This is a genomic window from Sphingomonas parapaucimobilis NBRC 15100 (assembly GCF_000787715.1).
Lineage (GTDB): Bacteria > Pseudomonadota > Alphaproteobacteria > Sphingomonadales > Sphingomonadaceae > Sphingomonas > Sphingomonas parapaucimobilis.
Genome location: NZ_BBPI01000033.1, coordinates 1 through 17,432 on the forward strand (window position 1 = coordinate 1; position 17,432 = coordinate 17,432).

At 66.6% G+C, this 17,432-nt stretch carries 16 protein-coding genes; 5 read left to right on the top strand and 11 right to left on the bottom strand.

Annotated elements, in window-relative coordinates:
- Positions 1-16 precede the first annotated feature (16 nt).
- From rlmN to SP5_RS05530, 3 genes are all read right to left on the bottom strand, one after another.
- Positions 17-1,225 (bottom strand): dual-specificity RNA methyltransferase RlmN, encoded by a 1,209-nt coding sequence (gene rlmN / locus SP5_RS05520; RefSeq protein WP_042485348.1) that lies wholly within the window; start codon positions 1,223-1,225, stop codon positions 17-19.
- 336 nt (positions 1,226-1,561) lie between these two features.
- Positions 1,562-2,026, bottom strand: a complete 465-nt coding sequence (locus SP5_RS05525; protein ID WP_042485308.1) for a hypothetical protein — start codon at positions 2,024-2,026, stop codon at positions 1,562-1,564.
- Entirely contained in the window at positions 2,023-2,679 is a 657-nt protein-coding gene (locus SP5_RS05530) for a histidine phosphatase family protein (protein ID WP_042485311.1), read from the bottom strand. Before SP5_RS05530 ends, SP5_RS05525 begins: the two co-directional genes overlap by 4 nt.
- 145 nt (positions 2,680-2,824) lie before the next feature.
- Between SP5_RS05530 and SP5_RS05535 the strand changes: the two genes are divergently transcribed.
- The 3 genes from SP5_RS05535 (at position 2,825) to recF (ending at position 5,897) form a co-directional block, all read left to right on the top strand.
- Positions 2,825-3,433, top strand: a complete 609-nt coding sequence (locus SP5_RS05535) for an outer membrane protein (RefSeq protein ID WP_042485314.1) — start codon at positions 2,825-2,827, stop codon at positions 3,431-3,433.
- Between the two features lie 151 nt (positions 3,434-3,584).
- The gene (dnaN, locus tag SP5_RS05540; RefSeq protein ID WP_042485316.1) at positions 3,585-4,700 is read left to right on the top strand and encodes a DNA polymerase III subunit beta; all 1,116 of its coding nucleotides are present in this window, start codon (positions 3,585-3,587) and stop codon (positions 4,698-4,700) included.
- Positions 4,701-4,853: 153 nt separating this feature from the next.
- Entirely contained in the window at positions 4,854-5,897 is a 1,044-nt protein-coding gene (gene recF, locus SP5_RS05545) for a DNA replication/repair protein RecF (protein WP_042485319.1), read from the top strand.
- 180 nt (positions 5,898-6,077) lie between these two features.
- On the opposite strand, the gene SP5_RS05550 is transcribed toward recF, so the two are convergent.
- Positions 6,078-6,461 carry a hypothetical protein gene (locus SP5_RS05550; RefSeq protein ID WP_052811421.1) on the bottom strand — a complete coding sequence of 128 codons (384 nt, stop codon included), beginning with the start codon at positions 6,459-6,461 and terminating at the stop codon, positions 6,078-6,080.
- A gap of 195 nt (positions 6,462-6,656) precedes the next feature.
- Between SP5_RS05550 and gyrB the strand changes: the two genes are divergently transcribed.
- Together gyrB and SP5_RS05560 are read left to right on the top strand one after the other, a co-directional pair.
- Positions 6,657-9,149: a DNA topoisomerase (ATP-hydrolyzing) subunit B gene (gene gyrB / locus SP5_RS05555; RefSeq protein WP_042485323.1), complete on the top strand. Its 2,493-nt coding sequence runs from the start codon at positions 6,657-6,659 to the stop codon at positions 9,147-9,149.
- A gap of 121 nt (positions 9,150-9,270) precedes the next feature.
- Positions 9,271-10,023: a class I SAM-dependent methyltransferase gene (locus tag SP5_RS05560; RefSeq protein WP_042485327.1), complete on the top strand. Its 753-nt coding sequence runs from the start codon at positions 9,271-9,273 to the stop codon at positions 10,021-10,023.
- A 149-nt stretch (positions 10,024-10,172) separates the two neighbouring features.
- Here SP5_RS05560 and SP5_RS05565 read toward each other — a convergent pair whose 3' ends face one another.
- From SP5_RS05565 to rnhB, 7 genes are all read right to left on the bottom strand, one after another.
- Positions 10,173-11,207 (bottom strand): sensor histidine kinase, encoded by a 1,035-nt coding sequence (locus SP5_RS05565; protein ID WP_042485330.1) that lies wholly within the window; start codon positions 11,205-11,207, stop codon positions 10,173-10,175.
- 11 nt (positions 11,208-11,218) lie between these two features.
- On the bottom strand, positions 11,219-11,662 hold the full coding sequence (locus tag SP5_RS05570) for a response regulator (protein ID WP_042485336.1): 444 nt from the start codon (positions 11,660-11,662) through the stop codon (positions 11,219-11,221).
- Complete coding sequence (locus tag SP5_RS05575) at positions 11,663-13,177, bottom strand: sensor histidine kinase (protein ID WP_042485339.1); 1,515 nt, start codon at positions 13,175-13,177, stop codon at positions 11,663-11,665. It lies immediately after the preceding gene.
- Positions 13,178-13,255: 78 nt separating this feature from the next.
- Entirely contained in the window at positions 13,256-14,017 is a 762-nt protein-coding gene (locus tag SP5_RS05580) for an exonuclease domain-containing protein (protein WP_042485340.1), read from the bottom strand.
- 40 nt (positions 14,018-14,057) lie between these two features.
- A complete protein-coding gene (folP, locus tag SP5_RS05585) occupies positions 14,058-15,113 on the bottom strand; it encodes a dihydropteroate synthase (protein WP_042485341.1) in 1,056 nt (351 codons plus the stop codon).
- A 139-nt stretch (positions 15,114-15,252) separates the two neighbouring features.
- Positions 15,253-16,392, bottom strand: a complete 1,140-nt coding sequence (locus SP5_RS05590) for a site-specific DNA-methyltransferase (RefSeq protein ID WP_042485342.1) — start codon at positions 16,390-16,392, stop codon at positions 15,253-15,255.
- A 317-nt stretch (positions 16,393-16,709) separates the two neighbouring features.
- On the bottom strand, positions 16,710-17,306 hold the full coding sequence (gene rnhB / locus SP5_RS05595) for a ribonuclease HII (RefSeq protein ID WP_042485345.1): 597 nt from the start codon (positions 17,304-17,306) through the stop codon (positions 16,710-16,712).
- Between the last annotated feature and the right edge of the window lie 126 nt (positions 17,307-17,432).

A 17,432-nucleotide genomic window follows, 5' to 3' on the forward strand; every position in this document is an offset into this window, starting at 1 on the left:
GCCGGGGAGGATTGATTCATCCCAGAGCCGCGAACTTCTCTTCCGCCTCGCGGTCGAGCTGCGCGCGGCTCTTCTTCTCGGCAGCCGTCTTCAGCTGGCCGCAGGCTGCATCGATGTCGCGCCCGCGCGGGGTGCGGACGGGCGCGGAGATGCCGCCCTCGAACACGATGTCGGAGAAACGCCGGATGCGCTCCGGCGTCGAGCATTCGTAATCGGCACCCGGCCAGGGGTTGAACGGAATCAGGTTCACCTTGGCGGGCAGGTCGTAATGGCGCAGCAGCCGGACCAGCTCATGCGCATCGGCGTCGGAGTCGTTCTTGTCCTTCAGCATCACATATTCGAACGTGATGCGCCGGGCGTTGTTGGCGCCGGGATAGTCTGCGCACGCCTGCAACAGTTCCTCGATGCCGTATTTCTTGTTCAGCGGCACCAGCTCGTCACGCACGTCCTTGGTGACGGCGTGGAGCGACACGGCCAGGTTCACGCCGATCTCCGCCCCCGCGCGCGCCATCATCGGCACGACGCCGCTGGTCGAGAGCGTAATGCGGCGCTTGGACAGCGCCAGGCCGTCGCCGTCCATCACCAGCTTCAGCGCATCGCGCACCGCATCGAAATTATACAGCGGCTCGCCCATGCCCATCATGACGATGTTGGTCAGCATCCGCCCCTCGGGCTGGCTGGGCCATTCGCCCAGCGAGTCGCGCGCCAGCATGACCTGCCCGACGATCTCGCCCGCGGTCAGGTTGCGCACCAGCCGCATCGTGCCGGTGTGGCAGAAACGGCAGTTCAGCGTGCAGCCGACCTGGCTCGACACGCACAACGTTCCCCGATCGGCGTCGGGGATGAACACCATCTCGTAATCCTGCCCGTCGGCCGAGCGGAGCAGCCACTTGCGCGTGCCGTCGTTCGACACCTGCGCCTCGACCACTTCGGGACGGCCGATGACGAAGCGCTCCTCCAGCCAGGGATGCTGCGCCTTGGCGATGTCGGTCATGTCGGCGAAGCGGGTCGCGCCACGATTATAGAGCCAGTGCCAGATCTGCTTCGAGCGCAGCTTGGCCTGCTTCAGCTCCATGCCGCCCGACAGCAGCGCCTCGCGCAGCTGGTCCTTGGTCAGGCCAATCAGGTCGACGCGCCCGTCGGGACGCGGTTGCACGCCGCGCGGCACGGGCACGGGATCGATGTGCCCCGGAATGGGCATGAGGGCGGCCGAAACTGTCTGCATCGCGTGGCCATAGCGCAAAATCGCGGCGTTTTCCACAGGGTGCGGCAACGGAAAAATTAATTTTTAAACTTTGCAAGCAAATGTCTGCTTATCTAGAAGTTTAAATGAAGGAGAAAATTATGAGCACTCGGGCGACACCAGAAGAGCATCAAGAACTCTGCGCATTCTTGAAGAATGTGCTTCAATCTCACAAAAATGGAATGGAAAGCATGGATGATGCTTGCAAGAAAATTTCTTGCATAGTGGAAATGGGTATTCAGTCTGATCCAGCGGATACAAGTATGGTGAGGCATTTTATACGTGAGGGTGTGCGCGAGAGTTGTCGTTAAAAAACGGTCACTGGATGCACGCCAGCGTCGCCGCATCGATCGCCGCCGCCGCACCCGCCAGGGCATAGGTGTCGGCAAAGGGTCGGTGGCGCGGGTCGACGGCGGAGAGGCTCATGCTGCGGCCCGAGCGGATGGCCATGACCAGCGCGTGGTCGGTCGCGGCGTCGGGGGCCCAGACGTCCTGGGTGGTGCCGACCAGCGGAAAGCGGCGCTCGCCGATCGCCAGCGTGACGGCGGCGGCACGGTCGCGCGGGAGGCTCAGATGCGCATGGAAGGATTCGCGCAGGCGCTTGGCGGGCCAGGTGCCGACGCTGGCGAATCCGCCGACGCGTCCGTTGGCCAGCACCGGCTTGGCGATGGCGTAGCAGCGGTCGGGATCGCGAAATGCGCCCCAGCCCTTGTAGATGCCGATCGTCTCGCGCGCGAGGACCGGCGCGGCGACCAGCATCAGGATCAGCGCCAGCCGCTTCATGGGCCAGCCCGGTGGATCACCGTTTCCACGCCGCCCTCGATCATCACGATCGCGCCCTGCGGCAGGCGCTCGGCCACCGGCACGCCGCACAGCGGATCATCCGCCAGCCCCAGCATCAGCCCGCGCAGCACCCGGCTGGACAACCCGTGCATCAGGATCAGCCGGTCGCCGTCATCCGCCGCCGTATCCGCCAGCCAGCCGGACAGCCGCGCCGCCATCGCGGCATAACTCTCGCCATCGGGCGCCCCTATCGCCATGCCGTGCGGATGCACGATGGGGCCATGGAGCGCGGTCAGATCGGCGGAACGCCGTCCGCCCCAGCTGCCGAAGCCCAGCTCGATCAGCCGGACATCGTGGCGTGTCTCATGCCAATCGAGCGCCAGATGCTCGGCGATCACCGCCAGCGTCTGCAGCGCACGGCCGGTCGGCGAGGACCATAAAGTCAGCGCGGGCGCCTTGCCCAGCCGGTCGTGCAGGACTTCGCCGATCGCGTCGGCTTGCGCGAATCCCTTTCGGGTCAGCGGCGTGTGCAGTTCGACCCGGTCGCCCTGGATGCATCCGATCCGGTTGAACACCGTCTCGCCATGCCGGGCGATATAGTCGCGGCCGCTGCGGGCTGTCGGGCGGGCGGGCGGGGCGGGACGGGTGGTCATGACCCGCAAACCCTGTCGCGGCTGTTGCCTCCTTGCAACGCTTTTTCCTGTTTAGCTGAGGTTCATGCAACGTCTGACGTTTCGCGCCATTGGTGCCATGACCGCCGAATGTAACGGTGGCCGGTACAGTAATGGAGTATAGTGTATGCGTAAGCTCATGCTCGCCGCCCTGGCGACCTCGGCAGCCGTCGCCGCCGCGGCCCCCGCCGCCGCCCAGACCGCACAGCCCTTCACGGGTTTCCGCGTCGAGGGCCTGATCGGCTATGACAGCCTCAACGATCGTCAGGGTCAGGACAAGAGTTCGAGCGACGGCGTGCTCTATGGCGCCGCGATCGGCTACGACCTTCCCGCAGGTCCGGTGGTGCTGGGTGCCGAGGGTGAGATCTCGGGCAGCAGCTCGGATACGCGCAGCAACGGCATCCGCCTGCCCGGCGACCAGTTCCGCCTGGGTGCGGGCCGTGACCTCTATGCCGGTGCGCGCGTCGGCTATGTCATCTCGCCGGTCGCGATGGGCTATGTGAAGGCGGGTTACACCAACGCAAAGTTCGATGCGCGCTACTCTGCCGCTGGCGTCACCAACGTCAATTCGCAGGAAGTCGGCGGCTATCGCCTGGGTGCCGGTCTGGAATATGCGATCAGCCCGAACACCTTCGTGAAGGGCGAATATCGCTATTCGCATTATGACGAACTGGACGGCGTCGGCATCAATCCGAACCGCCACCAGCTGATGGCGGGTCTGGGCCTGCGCTTCTAAGCCGGGATTCTTTTCCACATTAACGGTGGTTTTACTCCCAATGTAAGAGGGGTCGGAGCCTTGCTTCGGCCCCTTCTTGGCGGGTAGGAACCAAGGCCATTTATCATTCGGACTCGGGGACCATGCGGTCGTTCCGGCGGGGGATCAGGAAATGAAGGCGACGATCGAACGCGCAACGCTGCTCAAGGGGTTGAGCCATGTCCAGTCGGTGGTGGAGCGGCGGAACACGATTCCGATCCTCTCCAACGTGCTGCTGGAGGCCACGGCCGAGGGCCAGCTGCGCATGATGGCGACCGACCTGGACCTGCAGATCAACGACAGCGTCGCCGCCGCCGTCGACCAGCCGGGATCGACCACCGTGTCGGCGCACACGCTGTTCGACATCGCCCGCAAGCTGCCCGAGGGTGCGCAGGTCCAGCTGACCGCCGCCGAGGGGCGCATGACCATCGTGGCGGGCCGCGCGCGCTTCTCGCTCGGCACGCTGCCGCGCGACGATTTCCCGGTGATCGCCGAGGGTGAGCTGCCGACCCAGTTCGAGCTGCCGGTGGAGCTGCTCAAGCAGATCATCGACAAGACGCGCTTCGCCATCTCGACCGAAGAGACGCGCTATTACCTCAACGGCATCTTCCTGCATGTCGCCGAGGATAACGGCAATCCGGTGCTGAAGGCCGCCGCGACCGACGGACACCGTCTGGCGCGCGTCACCATCGACCGCCCGAACGGCGCCGAGGGAATGCCCGACGTGATCGTGCCGCGTAAGTGCGTGGGCGAGCTGCGCAAGCTGCTCGACGAGGTGGACGGCTCGGTCGGCGTGTCGCTGTCGGGCACCAAGATCCGCTTCGACCTGGGTCAGGCGATCCTGACCTCCAAGCTGATCGACGGCACCTTCCCCGATTACAGCCGCGTCATCCCGACCGCGAACGACAAGATCCTGAAGCTGGACCCGAAGGCGTTCATGCAGGGCGTCGACCGCGTGTCGACCATCGCGACCGAGAAGACCCGCGCGGTGAAGATGGCGCTGGACCGCGACCGCATCACCCTGTCGGTGACCAGCCCCGAGAATGGCACGGCGTCGGAAGAAGTGCCGGGCGAATACACCTCGCTGGGCTTCGAGATCGGCTTCAACAGCCGCTATCTGCTCGACATCCTGGCGCAGATCGACAGCGACCTGGTGGAAGTCCACCTGGCAGACGCCGCCGCGCCGACCCTGATCCGCGAGAATGACAAGGCCCCGGCTCTGTACGTGCTGATGCCGATGCGGGTGTAAGACCTAAATCCTCCCCGCTCGCGGGGAGAGGGACCACCCGCAGGGTGGTGGAGGGGGATCGCCGCAAAGGATAACCTGCCGAGAAGTCCCCCTCCGTCAGGCCTTCGGCCTGCCACCTCCCCATGCTGGGGAGGATCGTTTAAGGCGGACACAATGCTCATCCGCCTCGTCCTCACCGATTTCCGCAATCACGCTGACCTTATACTCTTTCCGAGTGCGGGGTTCGTTGTGCTGACCGGCGAGAATGGGGCGGGGAAAACCAACATTCTGGAGGCGGTGTCGCTGCTCGCCCCCGGTCGCGGCCTGCGTCGCGCCGCGTTGTCGGCGATGGCGAGGCAGGGGGGCAAGGGCGGGTTCGGCGTCGCGGCCACGCTCGACGGGGAGGTCGAGATCGCGACCGGCGCGCTGGCCTCCGCGCCGGAGCGGCGTGTCGTCCGGGTGCAGGGGGCGGCCACGAGCGCCAATGCGCTGGCCGACTGGCTGTCGGTGCTGTGGCTGACGCCGACGATGGACCGGCTGTTCGTCGAGCCAGCGTCGGAACGGCGGCGGTTCCTCGACCGCTTGGTGCTGGCGTTGGCCCCCGCGCATGGGATGCATGCGACGCGCTATGATGCGGCGATGCGCGAGCGGAACAGGTTGCTGGCCAGTGACGGTCCGGTCGATCCCGACTGGCTGAGCGCGCTGGAGGCGCGGATGGTCGAACATGGCGCGGCGGTCGATGCCGCGCGGGTGGCGGCGGTGGCGGCGCTCGACCAGCGGCTGGCCGACGCGCCCGACAGCGTGTTCGCCCGGGCCGCACTGGCGCTGGAGGGGGAAGCCGTCGAACCGGCGGCTTTTGCCCATGCGCTGGCCATGGGGCGCAGGCGTGATGCGGCGGCGGGGCGGACTTTGGTCGGGCCGCACCGCGCGGACCTGTCGGTGACGCATGTGGCCAAGGGGCAGGCGGCGGCGCTATGTTCTACGGGCGAGCAGAAGGCGTTGCTGCTGGGCATCGTGCTGGCCCATGCCGATCTGGTGACCGAGCAGCGCGGGTTGCCGCCGGTGTTGCTGCTGGACGAGGTGGCGGCGCATCTCGATCCATCCCGCCGCGCCGCGCTGTTCGAGCGGCTGGCGGGGCGGGGACAGGTCTGGATGACCGGGACCGAACCCGGGCTGTTCGCCGACGTGCCGGGGGAGGCGACGCGGGTGGAGTTTTAGAGGCAGGCGTAGGTCTCGGTGGGACATCTTTCCCTCCCCCATCCCCTCCCGCTTGCGGGAGGGGCGTGGCTGGGGCCGGTGTGAGGAGTTCCTCTCGAGTGAAGTCGAACGTGGCCCGGTAACGCACCCCTCCCGCAGGCGGGAGGAGATGGGGGAGGGTTCAGGGTCTTACCGAGACCATCACCCGCGACAGACCCGCATCGCCACCCCATCCAGCGCCCGGTCATAGCTCGCCGTCTCGCCAGCGCTCAGAAATCCCTGTTTCGCCACGAAGCGGTTCGCATCGCGGCGGATGCGCGTGACCGCATTCCAGAGCTTTTGCGCCTCGGCCTGCGACAGGCGACGCGCCTTGCGCGCGGTGCTGATATCCGCCTGGAGAATGTTGGCGCGCATCGCGATATGGGCCTGGCGCGGATCGCGGATCGTGCCGCCGGTCGGAGCCTTGAGCGTGCGCTGCTGCGTCAGGTCGCAACCGGGATAGTCCTGCCGCACCGACTGCGCCGAGAGCGGGGCGGCGGCAAGCGCCGTCAGCATGATGGGGAGGAGGAAGGTCTTGCCGGTCATCATCATCTCCGACGCCAGGAAGCGGGATCGGGATACGCACAAAGGGGGCGTCCGGCTCCCGATCGGGGCATGAAATCGGCGTCACGAGCGACATGTCGTCGCCGGGTTTTGCCGTCCGGTGCTGGGGCGCGCGAAAGGGCCGCCGCCCCTCCCATTTCGCTTTCCCTGAGAGGCGGTAATTCCTATATACTCGCTATGGCAGATACCCCCCAGACGAACGAATATGGCGCCTCCTCGATCAAGGTGCTGAAGGGCCTCGACGCGGTGCGCAAGCGGCCGGGCATGTATATCGGCGATACCGACGACGGTTCGGGCCTCCACCACATGGTGTTCGAGGTGTCGGACAACGCGATCGACGAAGCGCTGGCGGGGCATTGCGACCGCATCGACATCCAGCTGAACGCCGACGGCTCGGTCAGCGTCACCGATAACGGTCGTGGCATCCCGACCGGCATCCACCCCGAAGAGGGCGTGTCGGCGGCCGAGGTCATCATGACCCAGCTCCATGCGGGTGGTAAGTTCGAAAACACGTCGGACGATAATGCGTACAAGGTGTCGGGCGGTCTGCACGGCGTCGGCGTGTCGGTGGTGAACGCGCTGTCCGAGTTCCTGGACCTGACCATCTGGCGTGACGGCGAGGAGCATTACATGCGCTTCGCGCATGGCGATGCGGTCGCGCCGCTGAAGGTCGTCGGCAAGGCCGAACCGGGGCAGAAGGGCACCCGCGTGACCTTCCTGCCGTCGCCTGCCACCTTCAAGATCACCGAGTTCGACTTCGCCAAGCTCGAACATCGTTACCGCGAGCTGGCCTTCCTGAATTCGGGCGTGCGCCTGTTCCTGACCGATGCGCGGCACGAAGAGGCCAAGACGGTGGAATTATATTATGAGGGCGGGATCGCCGCCTTCGTGAAGTGGCTGGACCGCTCCAAGTCGCCGCTCTTCCCCGAACCCATCGCCATCCACGGACAGCGCGATGCGATCGGCATGGACGTGGCGCTCGAGTGGAATGATTCTTACTACGAAAACGTCCTCGCCTTCACCAACAACATCCCGCAGCGCGACGGCGGCACGCATATCGCGGCCTTCCGTGCCGCGCTGACCCGTACGCTCAACAATTATGCCGACAAGTCGGGCCTCCTGAAGAAGGAGAAGGTTACGCTGACCGGCGACGACATGCGCGAGGGCCTGACCGCGATCGTCTCGGTCAAGCTGCCCGACCCGAAGTTCAGCAGCCAGACCAAGGACAAGCTGGTGTCGTCCGAAGTGCGCCAGCCCCTGGAATCGCTGATCGCCGACAAGCTGGCCGACTGGCTGGAGGAAAACCCGCAGAACGCGCGCGCGATCATCGCCAAGGTGATCGACGCCGCCGCCGCGCGCGAGGCGGCCAAGCGCGCCCGCGAGCTGACGCGGCGTAAAGGCGTGATGGATATCGCCTCGCTGCCCGGCAAGCTGGCCGATTGCCAGGAGCGCGATCCCGCCAAGTCCGAACTCTTCCTGGTCGAGGGTGACTCGGCCGGCGGTTCGGCCAAGCAGGGGCGCAACCGCCATTTCCAGGCGATCCTCCCCTTGCGCGGCAAGATACTGAACACCGAGCGCGCGCGGTTCGACCGCATGATCTCGTCCAAGGAAATCGGCACGCTCATCCAGGCGATGGGCACCGGCATCGGTCGCGACGATTTCAATGCGGACAAACTGCGCTACCACAAGATCGTCATCATGACCGACGCAGACGTCGACGGCGCGCATATCCGCACGCTGCTGCTGACCTTCTTCTATCGCCAGATGCCCGAGCTGATCGAGCGCGGGCACCTCTACATCGCCCAGCCGCCTTTGTATAAGGCGACCAAGGGGCGGTCGGAGGTGTACCTCAAGGACGATACCGCGCTCGACGAATATCTGGTCGAGGCGGGTGTCTCCACCATGGTGCTGGAAGGGGCGGGCGGCGCGCGGTCGGGGAACGACCTGAAGGGGCTGGTCGATCATGCGCGGCGGATGCGCACCCTGATGCGCTATGTGCCGCGTCGTTATGATGCCTCGATCATCGAGGTGCTGGCACTGGCCGGTGCGCTCGACCCGGTACTGACCCGCGAGCAACGCATGGCGACGGTGGTCGAAACCACGCGGCGTCTGGAATCGGGCGATCATGAGGCGCGCTGGTCGGCGCGTCTTACGGAAGATGGTGGTGTCCATTTCGAGCGGCTGTGGCGCGGCGTGACCGACCACCACATCGTCGAGGCCAGCTTCATCGCCTCGGCCGAGGCGCGCAAGCTGCACACGCTGGCCGCCGAACAGGCCGAGAGCTTCGCGCACGCCGCCAAGCTGGTGCCGCTGCGCAACGCCGCGACCGAGCCGTCGGCCGATGTGGTGCCGACCGATGAGGATGGCAATGCGACGACGCTGGCGCGCGGCGAAACCCGCGTCGCACGGCCGAGCCAGCTGCTGGAGGCGATCCTGACCGCGGGCCGCAAGGGCCTCGCCATCCAGCGCTACAAGGGTCTGGGCGAGATGAATGCCGAACAGCTGTGGGAAACGACGCTCGACCCGGCGGTCCGCTCAATGCTGCGCGTGACCTCGGACGATGTCGCGGCGGCGGACGAGGTGTTCAGCCGGTTGATGGGCGAAGTGGTCGAACCGCGCCGCGAGTTCATCCAGGACAATGCGCTGAACGTGGCGAATCTGGACGTGTAAGCCAAATCTCCCGCCCTCCGTTCGGGCTGAGCGAAGTCGAAGCCTAAGGGAATCCCATGGCCTTCGACTTCGCTCAGGCTGAACGGGGCGGGGGACATATTGGTCAAAGGAGAGAGCAGGCATGAAGGCGATCGCACTGGGACTGATGCTGATGGCGGGCGGGACCGTCGCGGTGGCGCAGCAAAAGCCTGCCGCTCCGGCCAAAATCCCCGCCGCCATCACCGCCGCGCTGGCCGACCCCGCGCGCGCCGACCAGGCGGGCGACGACGAACGGCGCCAGGCGGCGGCGGTCCTCGCCTTTTCCGGCGTGAAGCCGGGCGACACGGTCATCGATTACCTGCCGGGCAAGGGTTACTGGACGCGCATCTTTTCCGGCATCGTCGGGCCGAAGGGCCATGTCTATGCCTATTGGCCCGCCGCCGGGCAGAAATATGCCGAGAAGTCGCTGGGCACGATCCAGGGCTGGAACCTGCCCAATACGACCGCGCGGGTGCAGGCGGTCAACCTCCCCGTCTCCGACAAGCCGGTCGACCTGTTCTGGACCGTCCAGAATTACCATGACGTCGCCAACAAGGATGCGGCGGAACCGGCGCTGCGCGCCTTCGACCAGGCGGTATTCAAGCTGCTGAAGTCGGGCGGCACCTATGTCATCATCGATCACGCCGATACGGTGGGCAAGGGGCTGGCCAACACCAACACGACGCACCGGATCGATCCCGAGGCGGTGAAGCGGCAGGTCCAGTCGGTCGGCTTCCGCTTCGTCGGCGAAAGCAAGGTGCTTCGCAATCCGGCGGACGATCATTCGAAGAATGTGTTCGACCCCGCCATTCGCGGACGGACGGACCAGTTCGTCTACAAGTTCCGCAAGCCTTGATTCCAAAGCCCCTCTCCCGGCAGGGGGAGGGGTTGGGGAGGGGCAAGGGCCACGGGCGTTGGTCTCGGTGAGACTCCCTACCCTCCCCCAGCCCCTCCCGCTTGCGGGAGGGGAGCGGCCAGAGGTGAGCGTAGGGCGTGGCCTTCGAGTTAAACCGGGACCCGCAACACCGCCCGGACCCCGCGATGCGCCGGGTCATATTCCACCGCCGTCTGCAGGCTCTGCGCCATCACCCGGATCAGCTTCGCCCCCAGCCCCGTGCCTTGCGGCTTCTGGTCCGCCGCCATGCCGCAGCCGTCATCCTCGACGGTCAGCACGCAATGCCCATCGGCCCGGGCTAAGCAAATCCGCACCGCGCCGCCGCCATCGGGATAGGCATATTTGCAGGCATTGGTGACCAGTTCGGTGACGATCACCCCGATCGACACCGCGCGGTCAGTCTTCACGCGGATCGGCTCGGCGGTCAGGGTCAGCGTGCGCGGGCAGGCATCGCTCGACCAGCTTTCGCCCAGTTCCTCGATCAGCGAACCCAGATAGTCGCGCAGGTCGACCTGTTCCACGTCATTGGCGGTATAGAGCCGCCGGTGTGCCTGCGCGATCGCGCGGATACGGCGTTGCGTGTCCTCCAGCATGTCACGGGCGCGCTCGTCGGTCAGCACGCCCTTTTGCAGTCCGATCATCGCCGAGACGAGTTGCAGCGAGTTGGCGACGCGGTGGTTCACCTCGCTCAGCATCGCCTCCAGCCGGGCATTGGTCGTGCGCAGCTCGGCCTCGGCGGCGGCCTTGGCGCGTTCCAGTCGGGCGCGGTCGAGCACCTGGGCAAAGCTGGCGGAGAGCAGGTCGAAGAAATCCTCGCCCACCGTCTTCACCACATAATCAGCCGCCCCCGCCTTCAGCGCGGCGACGGCGATGCGGCCCTCGTCCGATCCGGTAACATAGACGACTGGCGGCGGATCGGGCAGGGCGGTGATCGCGGCCAGCGTCTCCAGCCCGTCCATGCCCGGCATATAATGGTCGACGGCGACCAGATCGAAGCCGCCCTCCGCCGCCATGGCGACACCCTCTGCCCCCGAGGCGGCGGACGCTACGTCATAGCCATGTCGCCCCAGCGCGCGCGACACCAGCCGTCGCAGCGCATCGTCATCGTCGATATAGAGGATGCGGGGAGCCGCGGCGGTCGTCATGACGGGGGCGATCAGCCCTCGACCTCGGGCACCTGGATCACCGACAGGAACAGGCCCAGCTGGCGGATCGCCTGGGCGAAATTCTCATAGTTCACCGGCTTGGTGATATAGACGTTGCAGCCCAGATCGTAGCAGCGCTGGATCTCCACCTTGTCGTCGGTGGTGGTCAGCACGACGACGGGCGCGCGGCGCAGCGGGCTGTTCTCTTCCTTGATCCGGGCCAGGATGTCGGTGCCGCTCATGTCCGGCAGGTTCAGGTCGAGCAGGACCATCGCCGGGCCGCTCTTGGCCGGGCCGTCGGGTGCGTGGAACAGATATTCGAGCGCGGTCGTGCCGTCGGTGAAGTGCCGGATGTCGTTCAGGATACCGGCGCGCCGGATATTCTTTTCGATCAGGCGGGCGTGGCCCTCATCGTCTTCGATCATGACGATGCCCACGGAGCGATGGTCGTTCATTCAGGCACCTTCCTGGAGGGGTGGGGCGATGGAAAGGGTGGGGGGAAGCGAGACGAAGAAGGTCGCCCCTTCGCCCAGTCGGGATTCGACGGAAATCGTGCCGCCCAGGCGATAGGCCAGCGCGCGGACATGGGCCAGGCCGATGCCCTCGCCCGGCTGGTCCTGCTGTCCCGAACGACGGAAAAGGTCGAAGATGCGCTGGTGGTCGCGCGGGTCGATGCCCCGGCCATTGTCGCGCACCGCCACGATCACCCGGCCCGGCGTCTCCTGCACGGAGACATGCACCTCGGCAGGCCGCGACGGGTGGCGGTATTTGGTCGCATTCTCGATCAGGTTGGACAGGATCTGTTCCAGCGCGATGCGGTCGCTGACGATGACGGGCATGGGGCGCTCGATCGTCACGGTGACGCCGCGATCGTCGATCACATGGCGGATCGAATCGATGATCTGGTCGACCAGCTGGTCCAGCGCGATCATCTCGGGCGCCAGCACGCGGCGGCCTTCGCGGCTGAGCTTCAGGATGGCGTTGATCAGCCGGTCCATCTTGGCGGTCGAGGTGCGGATGAAGCCGATCGCCTCGGGCAGGTCCTCGCGCGCGGCGAGGCGCGCTTCCTCGGTCACGATCTGCGGCGCTTCCGCCTCGGCACGGTCGATCAGCTCGGCCAGCGGCTGGGCCGCGGCCGACAGTTCGGCGGTGAAACCCATGACATTGACCAAAGGCGAGCGCAGGTCGTGGCTGACGATATAGGCGAAGCGCTGGATTTCCTCGTTCGCCAAGGCGAGGTCGGCGGTGCGCTCCTTGACCTGATCCTCCAGCGTGGCGTTGAGCACGGCGAGCGCGCTGCGCGAGCGGTGGAGATCGCGGGTATAGCGGCGGATGGTCAGGAAGGTAACGATCGCGACCGCGAGGAACAGCAATGCGGCGATCGCCATGACGGTGGAAAAGGTCTGGCGGCTGGAAAGCTGCTCGGCGTCGCGAAGGGCAAGCAGGCGGCGTTCCTCGCGCGCCATGGCGTCGAACACGCGGCGCAGCTTCTGCATCCGCTGCAAACCGCTATCGGTGCGGAACTGGCGCAGCGCATCGGCACCCCGCCCCTGCTGGACCAGCGCGTTGGTCTGGCGCTGTGCGGCGTCGAGTTCGGCCAGGCGCTGCGTGACCATCGCCATCGGCGCATTCTGGCGCGGATTGTCGGCGGTCAGGCGGCGAAGTTCGGCGACCTGTGGGGCAAGCTCGGCATGGGCGCGCTCGAAACTGTTCAGAAAGGCCGGGGTGCCCGCCAGCATATAGCCACGCCGTGCGGTTTCCTGCTGCTCGGCCAGACGGCGTACTTCGATCAGGACGCTTTCGACGCGGTAGGTGTGGACGACCCAGTCGCTGTGCCGGTTCGTCTGACGCACGACATAGCCCGCCGCGCCCGCCGCGACGAGCAGCGCCAGAAATCCGATCGCCATGGCGGCGACCAGGATGCGGCCGATGGGATTTTCGGCCGGTGCGAGCGTGGGAGACCCCTGCATGGCGCCATGCCTTATCGAAGGACAGGCACCGACGCCAGAGCCGTTACGTCAGCATTACGGTATCAATTAAACGTGACATTACAGCAGCAGTTCCTGCGGGCTGGGCCGCCCGACATGGCCGCCGCCACGCCGCCGCGCCATCTCGGTCTCGGCGGTGAAGCGGACATCGGGATCGCGATCGGACAGGAAGCCGATCAGCGAGTCCTCGTCGATCTCGCGCCAGTCCTTGCCGCGATCGGGGCCGTAGCGGACACGCGGCAGCAGGCCGGGACTGCGCGACCATTCGAGCAGCTGCGCCAGGCTCGCCTCGTTCAGCTGGTCGCGCAGGTGATGCGCGGTGACATAGGCGTCGGGAAAGGCGCGGTGGATGGGCAGGCCACGCTCATGGACCAGCCCTTGCGGCTTGCGCCAATAGCGCAGCACCTGGTTGGAGAAGCTGGGGCTGTCGGGCCACAGGCGCAGCGCGCATTTCCAGGTGCAGATCCAGTCGGCCGACTGGGTCATGGCGGGGGTGCAATATTGCTGCTCGAAATCGGCGCGGTGCGCGGCCAGCGCCAGGCGACGCGGCCAGGGATCGAGCACGCGGCGCGCCACGTCATGCCACCAGGGCGCGTCGGCGACCTGTTCGTCCAGGATATGGTGGATGGCCTGGGTGATGGGCGGGATCGGACGGCCCGGATTGACCAGGATGCTGCCGCCTTCGCCCTCCAGTTCCCAGCGGCCGTCCTTGCCCAGCGCCACATCCTGCCAGCCGATCTCGCACACGCCGTGGGTGGGGGGGGCTTGTCCGGTGGTCTCCAGGTCGATGACGCGGATAATCTGGGGCTGGGGCCGTTGCATCGGCCCTATGTGGGCGTTCGGGCCGCGAAAAGCGAGCGCGTTATCCCATCAGAGCCCGATCGCGCAGCCCGCGCCAGACATGGAGCGCCTGCACCGTCTCGGCCACGTCATGCACGCGGATCAGCTGCACCCCCGCCTCCGCGCCCTTGATCGCCAGGGTCAGCGATCCGCCCAACCGTGCATCGACCGGGGCTTCGTTCGACAGGGCGCCGATCATCCGCTTGCGGCTGGCCCCGAGCATGATCGGGCAGCCCAGCCCGTGGAAGATCGCCAAGCCGTTGACGAGCGCCAGATTGTCCGCGAGCGACTTGCCGAAACCGATGCCGGGATCGACCATGATCCTGGAGCGGGGAACCCCCGCCGCCTCGACCGCCGCGACCCGCGCCTCCAGCCAGTCGAACACCTCTGTCAGCACATCGCCATAGCCGACCCGACCATGCCCACCCTTGTCGGGATCGGGGGAGTGCATCAGGATCACCGGGCAGTCCGCATTGGCCACCACCTCCAGTGCGCGGTCGTCCCAAAGGAGCGCGGCGACATCGTTGACGATGCCAGCGCCCGCCGCCAGCGCGGCCTGCATCACGGCGGCCTTGCGCGTGTCGATCGAGACCAGCGCGCCGCCCTGGGCCAGTCGCTCGACGACGGGGGCGGTGCGGGCGATCTCGTCGCCTTCCCAGACCGGGGCGGCGCCGGGGCGGGTCGATTCACCGCCGAGGTCGATGACCGCCGCGCCCGAGGCGGCCATCGCCATGCCGCTGTCGGCGGCCGCCGCCGGATCGCCAATATGCTGGCCGCCATCGGAGAAGCTGTCGGGGGTGACGTTCAGGATTGCGGCGACCTGTGGCTGGTCGAAGCGCAGCGTACGTTGGCCCATGACCCAGGGCGCACGGGGCGCGGTGAAGGCGGCGTGAAGCGCTTCGGCGCGGGGGGAGCCGCCCAATTCCTCGGCGAACCGCGCGACGGGGACGATGCGGCGGCGGGGGCCTTCGCGGACTTCGTAGGCGGCGAACCACTGCATCCCGCCCGCCAGGCGCAGGACGCTGCCGTCTTCCAGCCCCACGGGCGTGTCGACGAATTGAACGGGGCGCAGGTGCATGGGGGAGCCTTCTCAATTCCTCCCCTGCAAGGGGAGGGGGACCAGCGAAGCTGGTGGAGGGGTATCACCCCTCTCGATAGCGGGACACCCCTCCGACGCGCTTCGCGCGCCACCTCCCCTTACAGGGGAGGAATAGGGGTCAGGGCTGCGTCGCCAGCAGCCAGGTCTGGCGCATCGCGTCGATCGGTTTCAGCGCACCCTCCAGCTCGTAATGCCAGAAGGTCCAGCCATTGCAGGTCGGCCGGTTCTGGAGCAGCGAACCCAGCCGGTGGATCGACCCCATCTGGCCGCATTCCGACAAAAGCGACCCGTCCGCCCGCACCGTCGCGCGCCATTTGCGCTTGGCGTCCATCAACGGCATGCCGGGCAGCAGATAGCCATTTTCGACCAAGGTCCCGAACGCCACCTTGGGCTGCGCCTTGGGGCTCTGCATCGTCGCCAGCGCGCTCTCGTCGAGGGGCAGGGCGGCCTCGATCCGCTCGATCGCGGCGGCGCAATAGGTCGGCTCGCGCTCGATCCCGATCCAGCGGCGGCCCAGCCGCTTGGCGACCGCGCCGGTCGTGCCGGTGCCGAAGAACGGGTCGGCGATCACGTCGCCCGGCCGGGTGCAGGCGAGCAGGATGCGATAGAGCAAAGCCTCGGGCTTCTGGGTCGGATGGACCTTGTGCCCGTCCTTCTTCAACCGCTCCTGACCGCCGCAGATCGGGAATTCCCAGTCCGATCGCATCTGAATCTCGTCGTTCAGCGTCTTCATCGAGCGATAGTTGAAGGTGTATTTCGCCTTCTCGCCCTTCGATGCCCAGATCAGCGTTTCATGCGCGTTGGTGAAGCGGGTGCCCTTGAAATTGGGCATGGGGTTCGACTTGCGCCAGATGATGTCGTTGAGGATCCAGAAGCCCAGATCCTGCACCGCGGTCCCGACGCGGAAGATGTTGTGATAGCTGCCGATCACCCAGAGCGAGCCATTGTCCTTGAGCACCCGGTAGCATTCAGCCAGCCACAACCGGGTAAAGGCGTCATAGGCGGCGAAGGTGTCGAATTTGTCCCAGGCGTCGGTGACGGCGTCGACATGGCTGCCATCGGGGCGGAACAGCTCGCCGCCAAGCTGGAGATTATAAGGCGGGTCGGCGAAGACCATGTCGACCGACTTGTCGGGCAGCGAGCGGAGCGCCGCGATACAATCGCCCATCAGGATCTGGTCGAGCGGCAGGTCGCTTTCGCGGTGCGCCGATACCGGCCGCGTCCCGACCGGCTTTCCCACCGTCTGGATCACCCCCATGCTACCCGTTCCTTCTACCCTCGAACCCTCGCATCCACCCGGAATGAGTCACACGTCAAGAGGCGATTCGCGTCCGCGACTCGCGCGATTCCGCCAGATTCGGTGACGCGTTGCGATTTCGTGGCAGATATGGGGGCTGTGGATAACTTCGCCCCCAAGGGAGTGGGGTGTGGCGATTGCGACTCGGGTTAACCCAAAATTCCTCCCCAAGCTCGCTTGGGGAGGGGGACCGTCGCGTAAGCGATGGTGGAGGGGCGTGGTGGACCGGCCATGCCCCTCCGCCCCTCCCCATCTGACGATGGGAAGGAATTGGGTCGTCAGAGGTCCAGATAACATTGCGCCACGGGCGCGAAGCTGCGCCGGTGGAGCGGCGTCGGGCCATGTTCGCGCAAGGCGGCCAGATGGACGGCCGAGCCGTAACCCTTGTTGCTGTGCCAGCCATAAGCGGGCCACTGCGCCGCCGCCGCGATCATCATCTCGTCGCGGACATGCTTGGCGACGATCGAAGCCGCCCCGATCGCCAGCGACTTGGCATCGCCGCCGACGATGGCGGTGGCGCTGTAACCCCATTTGGGCAGCTTGTTGCCGTCGACCAGCACATGCGCCGGGTGCCGCCCCAGCGTTTCGACCACCGCGTCGACCGCCAGCGTCATCGCCTTCATCGTCGCCCAATAGATGTTGAGCCGGTCGATCTCCTCGGGGTGGACGATCCCGACGCCGACGACCGCACAGGCGCGGATTTCGGCGCACAGCCGCGCGCGCGTCTTTTCGGTCAGCTTCTTGGAATCGTTGATGCCGCTGGGGCAGTCCCGCTCGGGCAGGATGACGGCGGCGGCGACCACCGGACCCGCCAGCGGCCCGCGCCCCGCCTCGTCCACGCCGCACAGGGGCGTGGGGAAAGTGCTATCGACCATCAGGGCGCTCTATCGTGGGGTAGTGGGGAAAGGAAGACGATCCTCCCCGGCACGGGGAGGGGGACCAGCCGCAGGCTGGTGGAGGGGGCGTGCCGCGAAGGTCGTCCGGTGCGGAAGCCCCCCCCC

Bases quoted from the DNA above. Each gene is read 5' to 3' on its own strand.
- rlmN (WP_042485348.1), bottom strand. From the start codon at position 1,225: ATGCAGACAGTTTCGGCCGCCCTCATGCCCATTCCGGGGCACATCGAT.
- SP5_RS05525 (WP_042485308.1), bottom strand. From the start codon at position 2,026: ATGAAGCGGCTGGCGCTGATCCTGATGCTGGTCGCCGCGCCGGTCCTC.
- SP5_RS05530 (WP_042485311.1), bottom strand. From the start codon at position 2,679: ATGACCACCCGTCCCGCCCCGCCCGCCCGCCCGACAGCCCGCAGCGGC.
- SP5_RS05535 (WP_042485314.1), top strand. From the start codon at position 2,825: ATGCGTAAGCTCATGCTCGCCGCCCTGGCGACCTCGGCAGCCGTCGCC.
- dnaN (WP_042485316.1), top strand. From the start codon at position 3,585: ATGAAGGCGACGATCGAACGCGCAACGCTGCTCAAGGGGTTGAGCCAT.
- recF (WP_042485319.1), top strand. From the start codon at position 4,854: ATGCTCATCCGCCTCGTCCTCACCGATTTCCGCAATCACGCTGACCTT.
- SP5_RS05550 (WP_052811421.1), bottom strand. From the start codon at position 6,461: ATGACCGGCAAGACCTTCCTCCTCCCCATCATGCTGACGGCGCTTGCC.
- gyrB (WP_042485323.1), top strand. From the start codon at position 6,657: ATGGCAGATACCCCCCAGACGAACGAATATGGCGCCTCCTCGATCAAG.
- SP5_RS05560 (WP_042485327.1), top strand. From the start codon at position 9,271: ATGAAGGCGATCGCACTGGGACTGATGCTGATGGCGGGCGGGACCGTC.
- SP5_RS05565 (WP_042485330.1), bottom strand. From the start codon at position 11,207: ATGACGACCGCCGCGGCTCCCCGCATCCTCTATATCGACGATGACGAT.
- SP5_RS05570 (WP_042485336.1), bottom strand. From the start codon at position 11,662: ATGAACGACCATCGCTCCGTGGGCATCGTCATGATCGAAGACGATGAG.
- SP5_RS05575 (WP_042485339.1), bottom strand. From the start codon at position 13,177: ATGCAGGGGTCTCCCACGCTCGCACCGGCCGAAAATCCCATCGGCCGC.
- SP5_RS05580 (WP_042485340.1), bottom strand. From the start codon at position 14,017: ATGCAACGGCCCCAGCCCCAGATTATCCGCGTCATCGACCTGGAGACC.
- folP (WP_042485341.1), bottom strand. From the start codon at position 15,113: ATGCACCTGCGCCCCGTTCAATTCGTCGACACGCCCGTGGGGCTGGAA.
- SP5_RS05590 (WP_042485342.1), bottom strand. From the start codon at position 16,392: ATGGGGGTGATCCAGACGGTGGGAAAGCCGGTCGGGACGCGGCCGGTA.
- rnhB (WP_042485345.1), bottom strand. From the start codon at position 17,306: ATGGTCGATAGCACTTTCCCCACGCCCCTGTGCGGCGTGGACGAGGCG.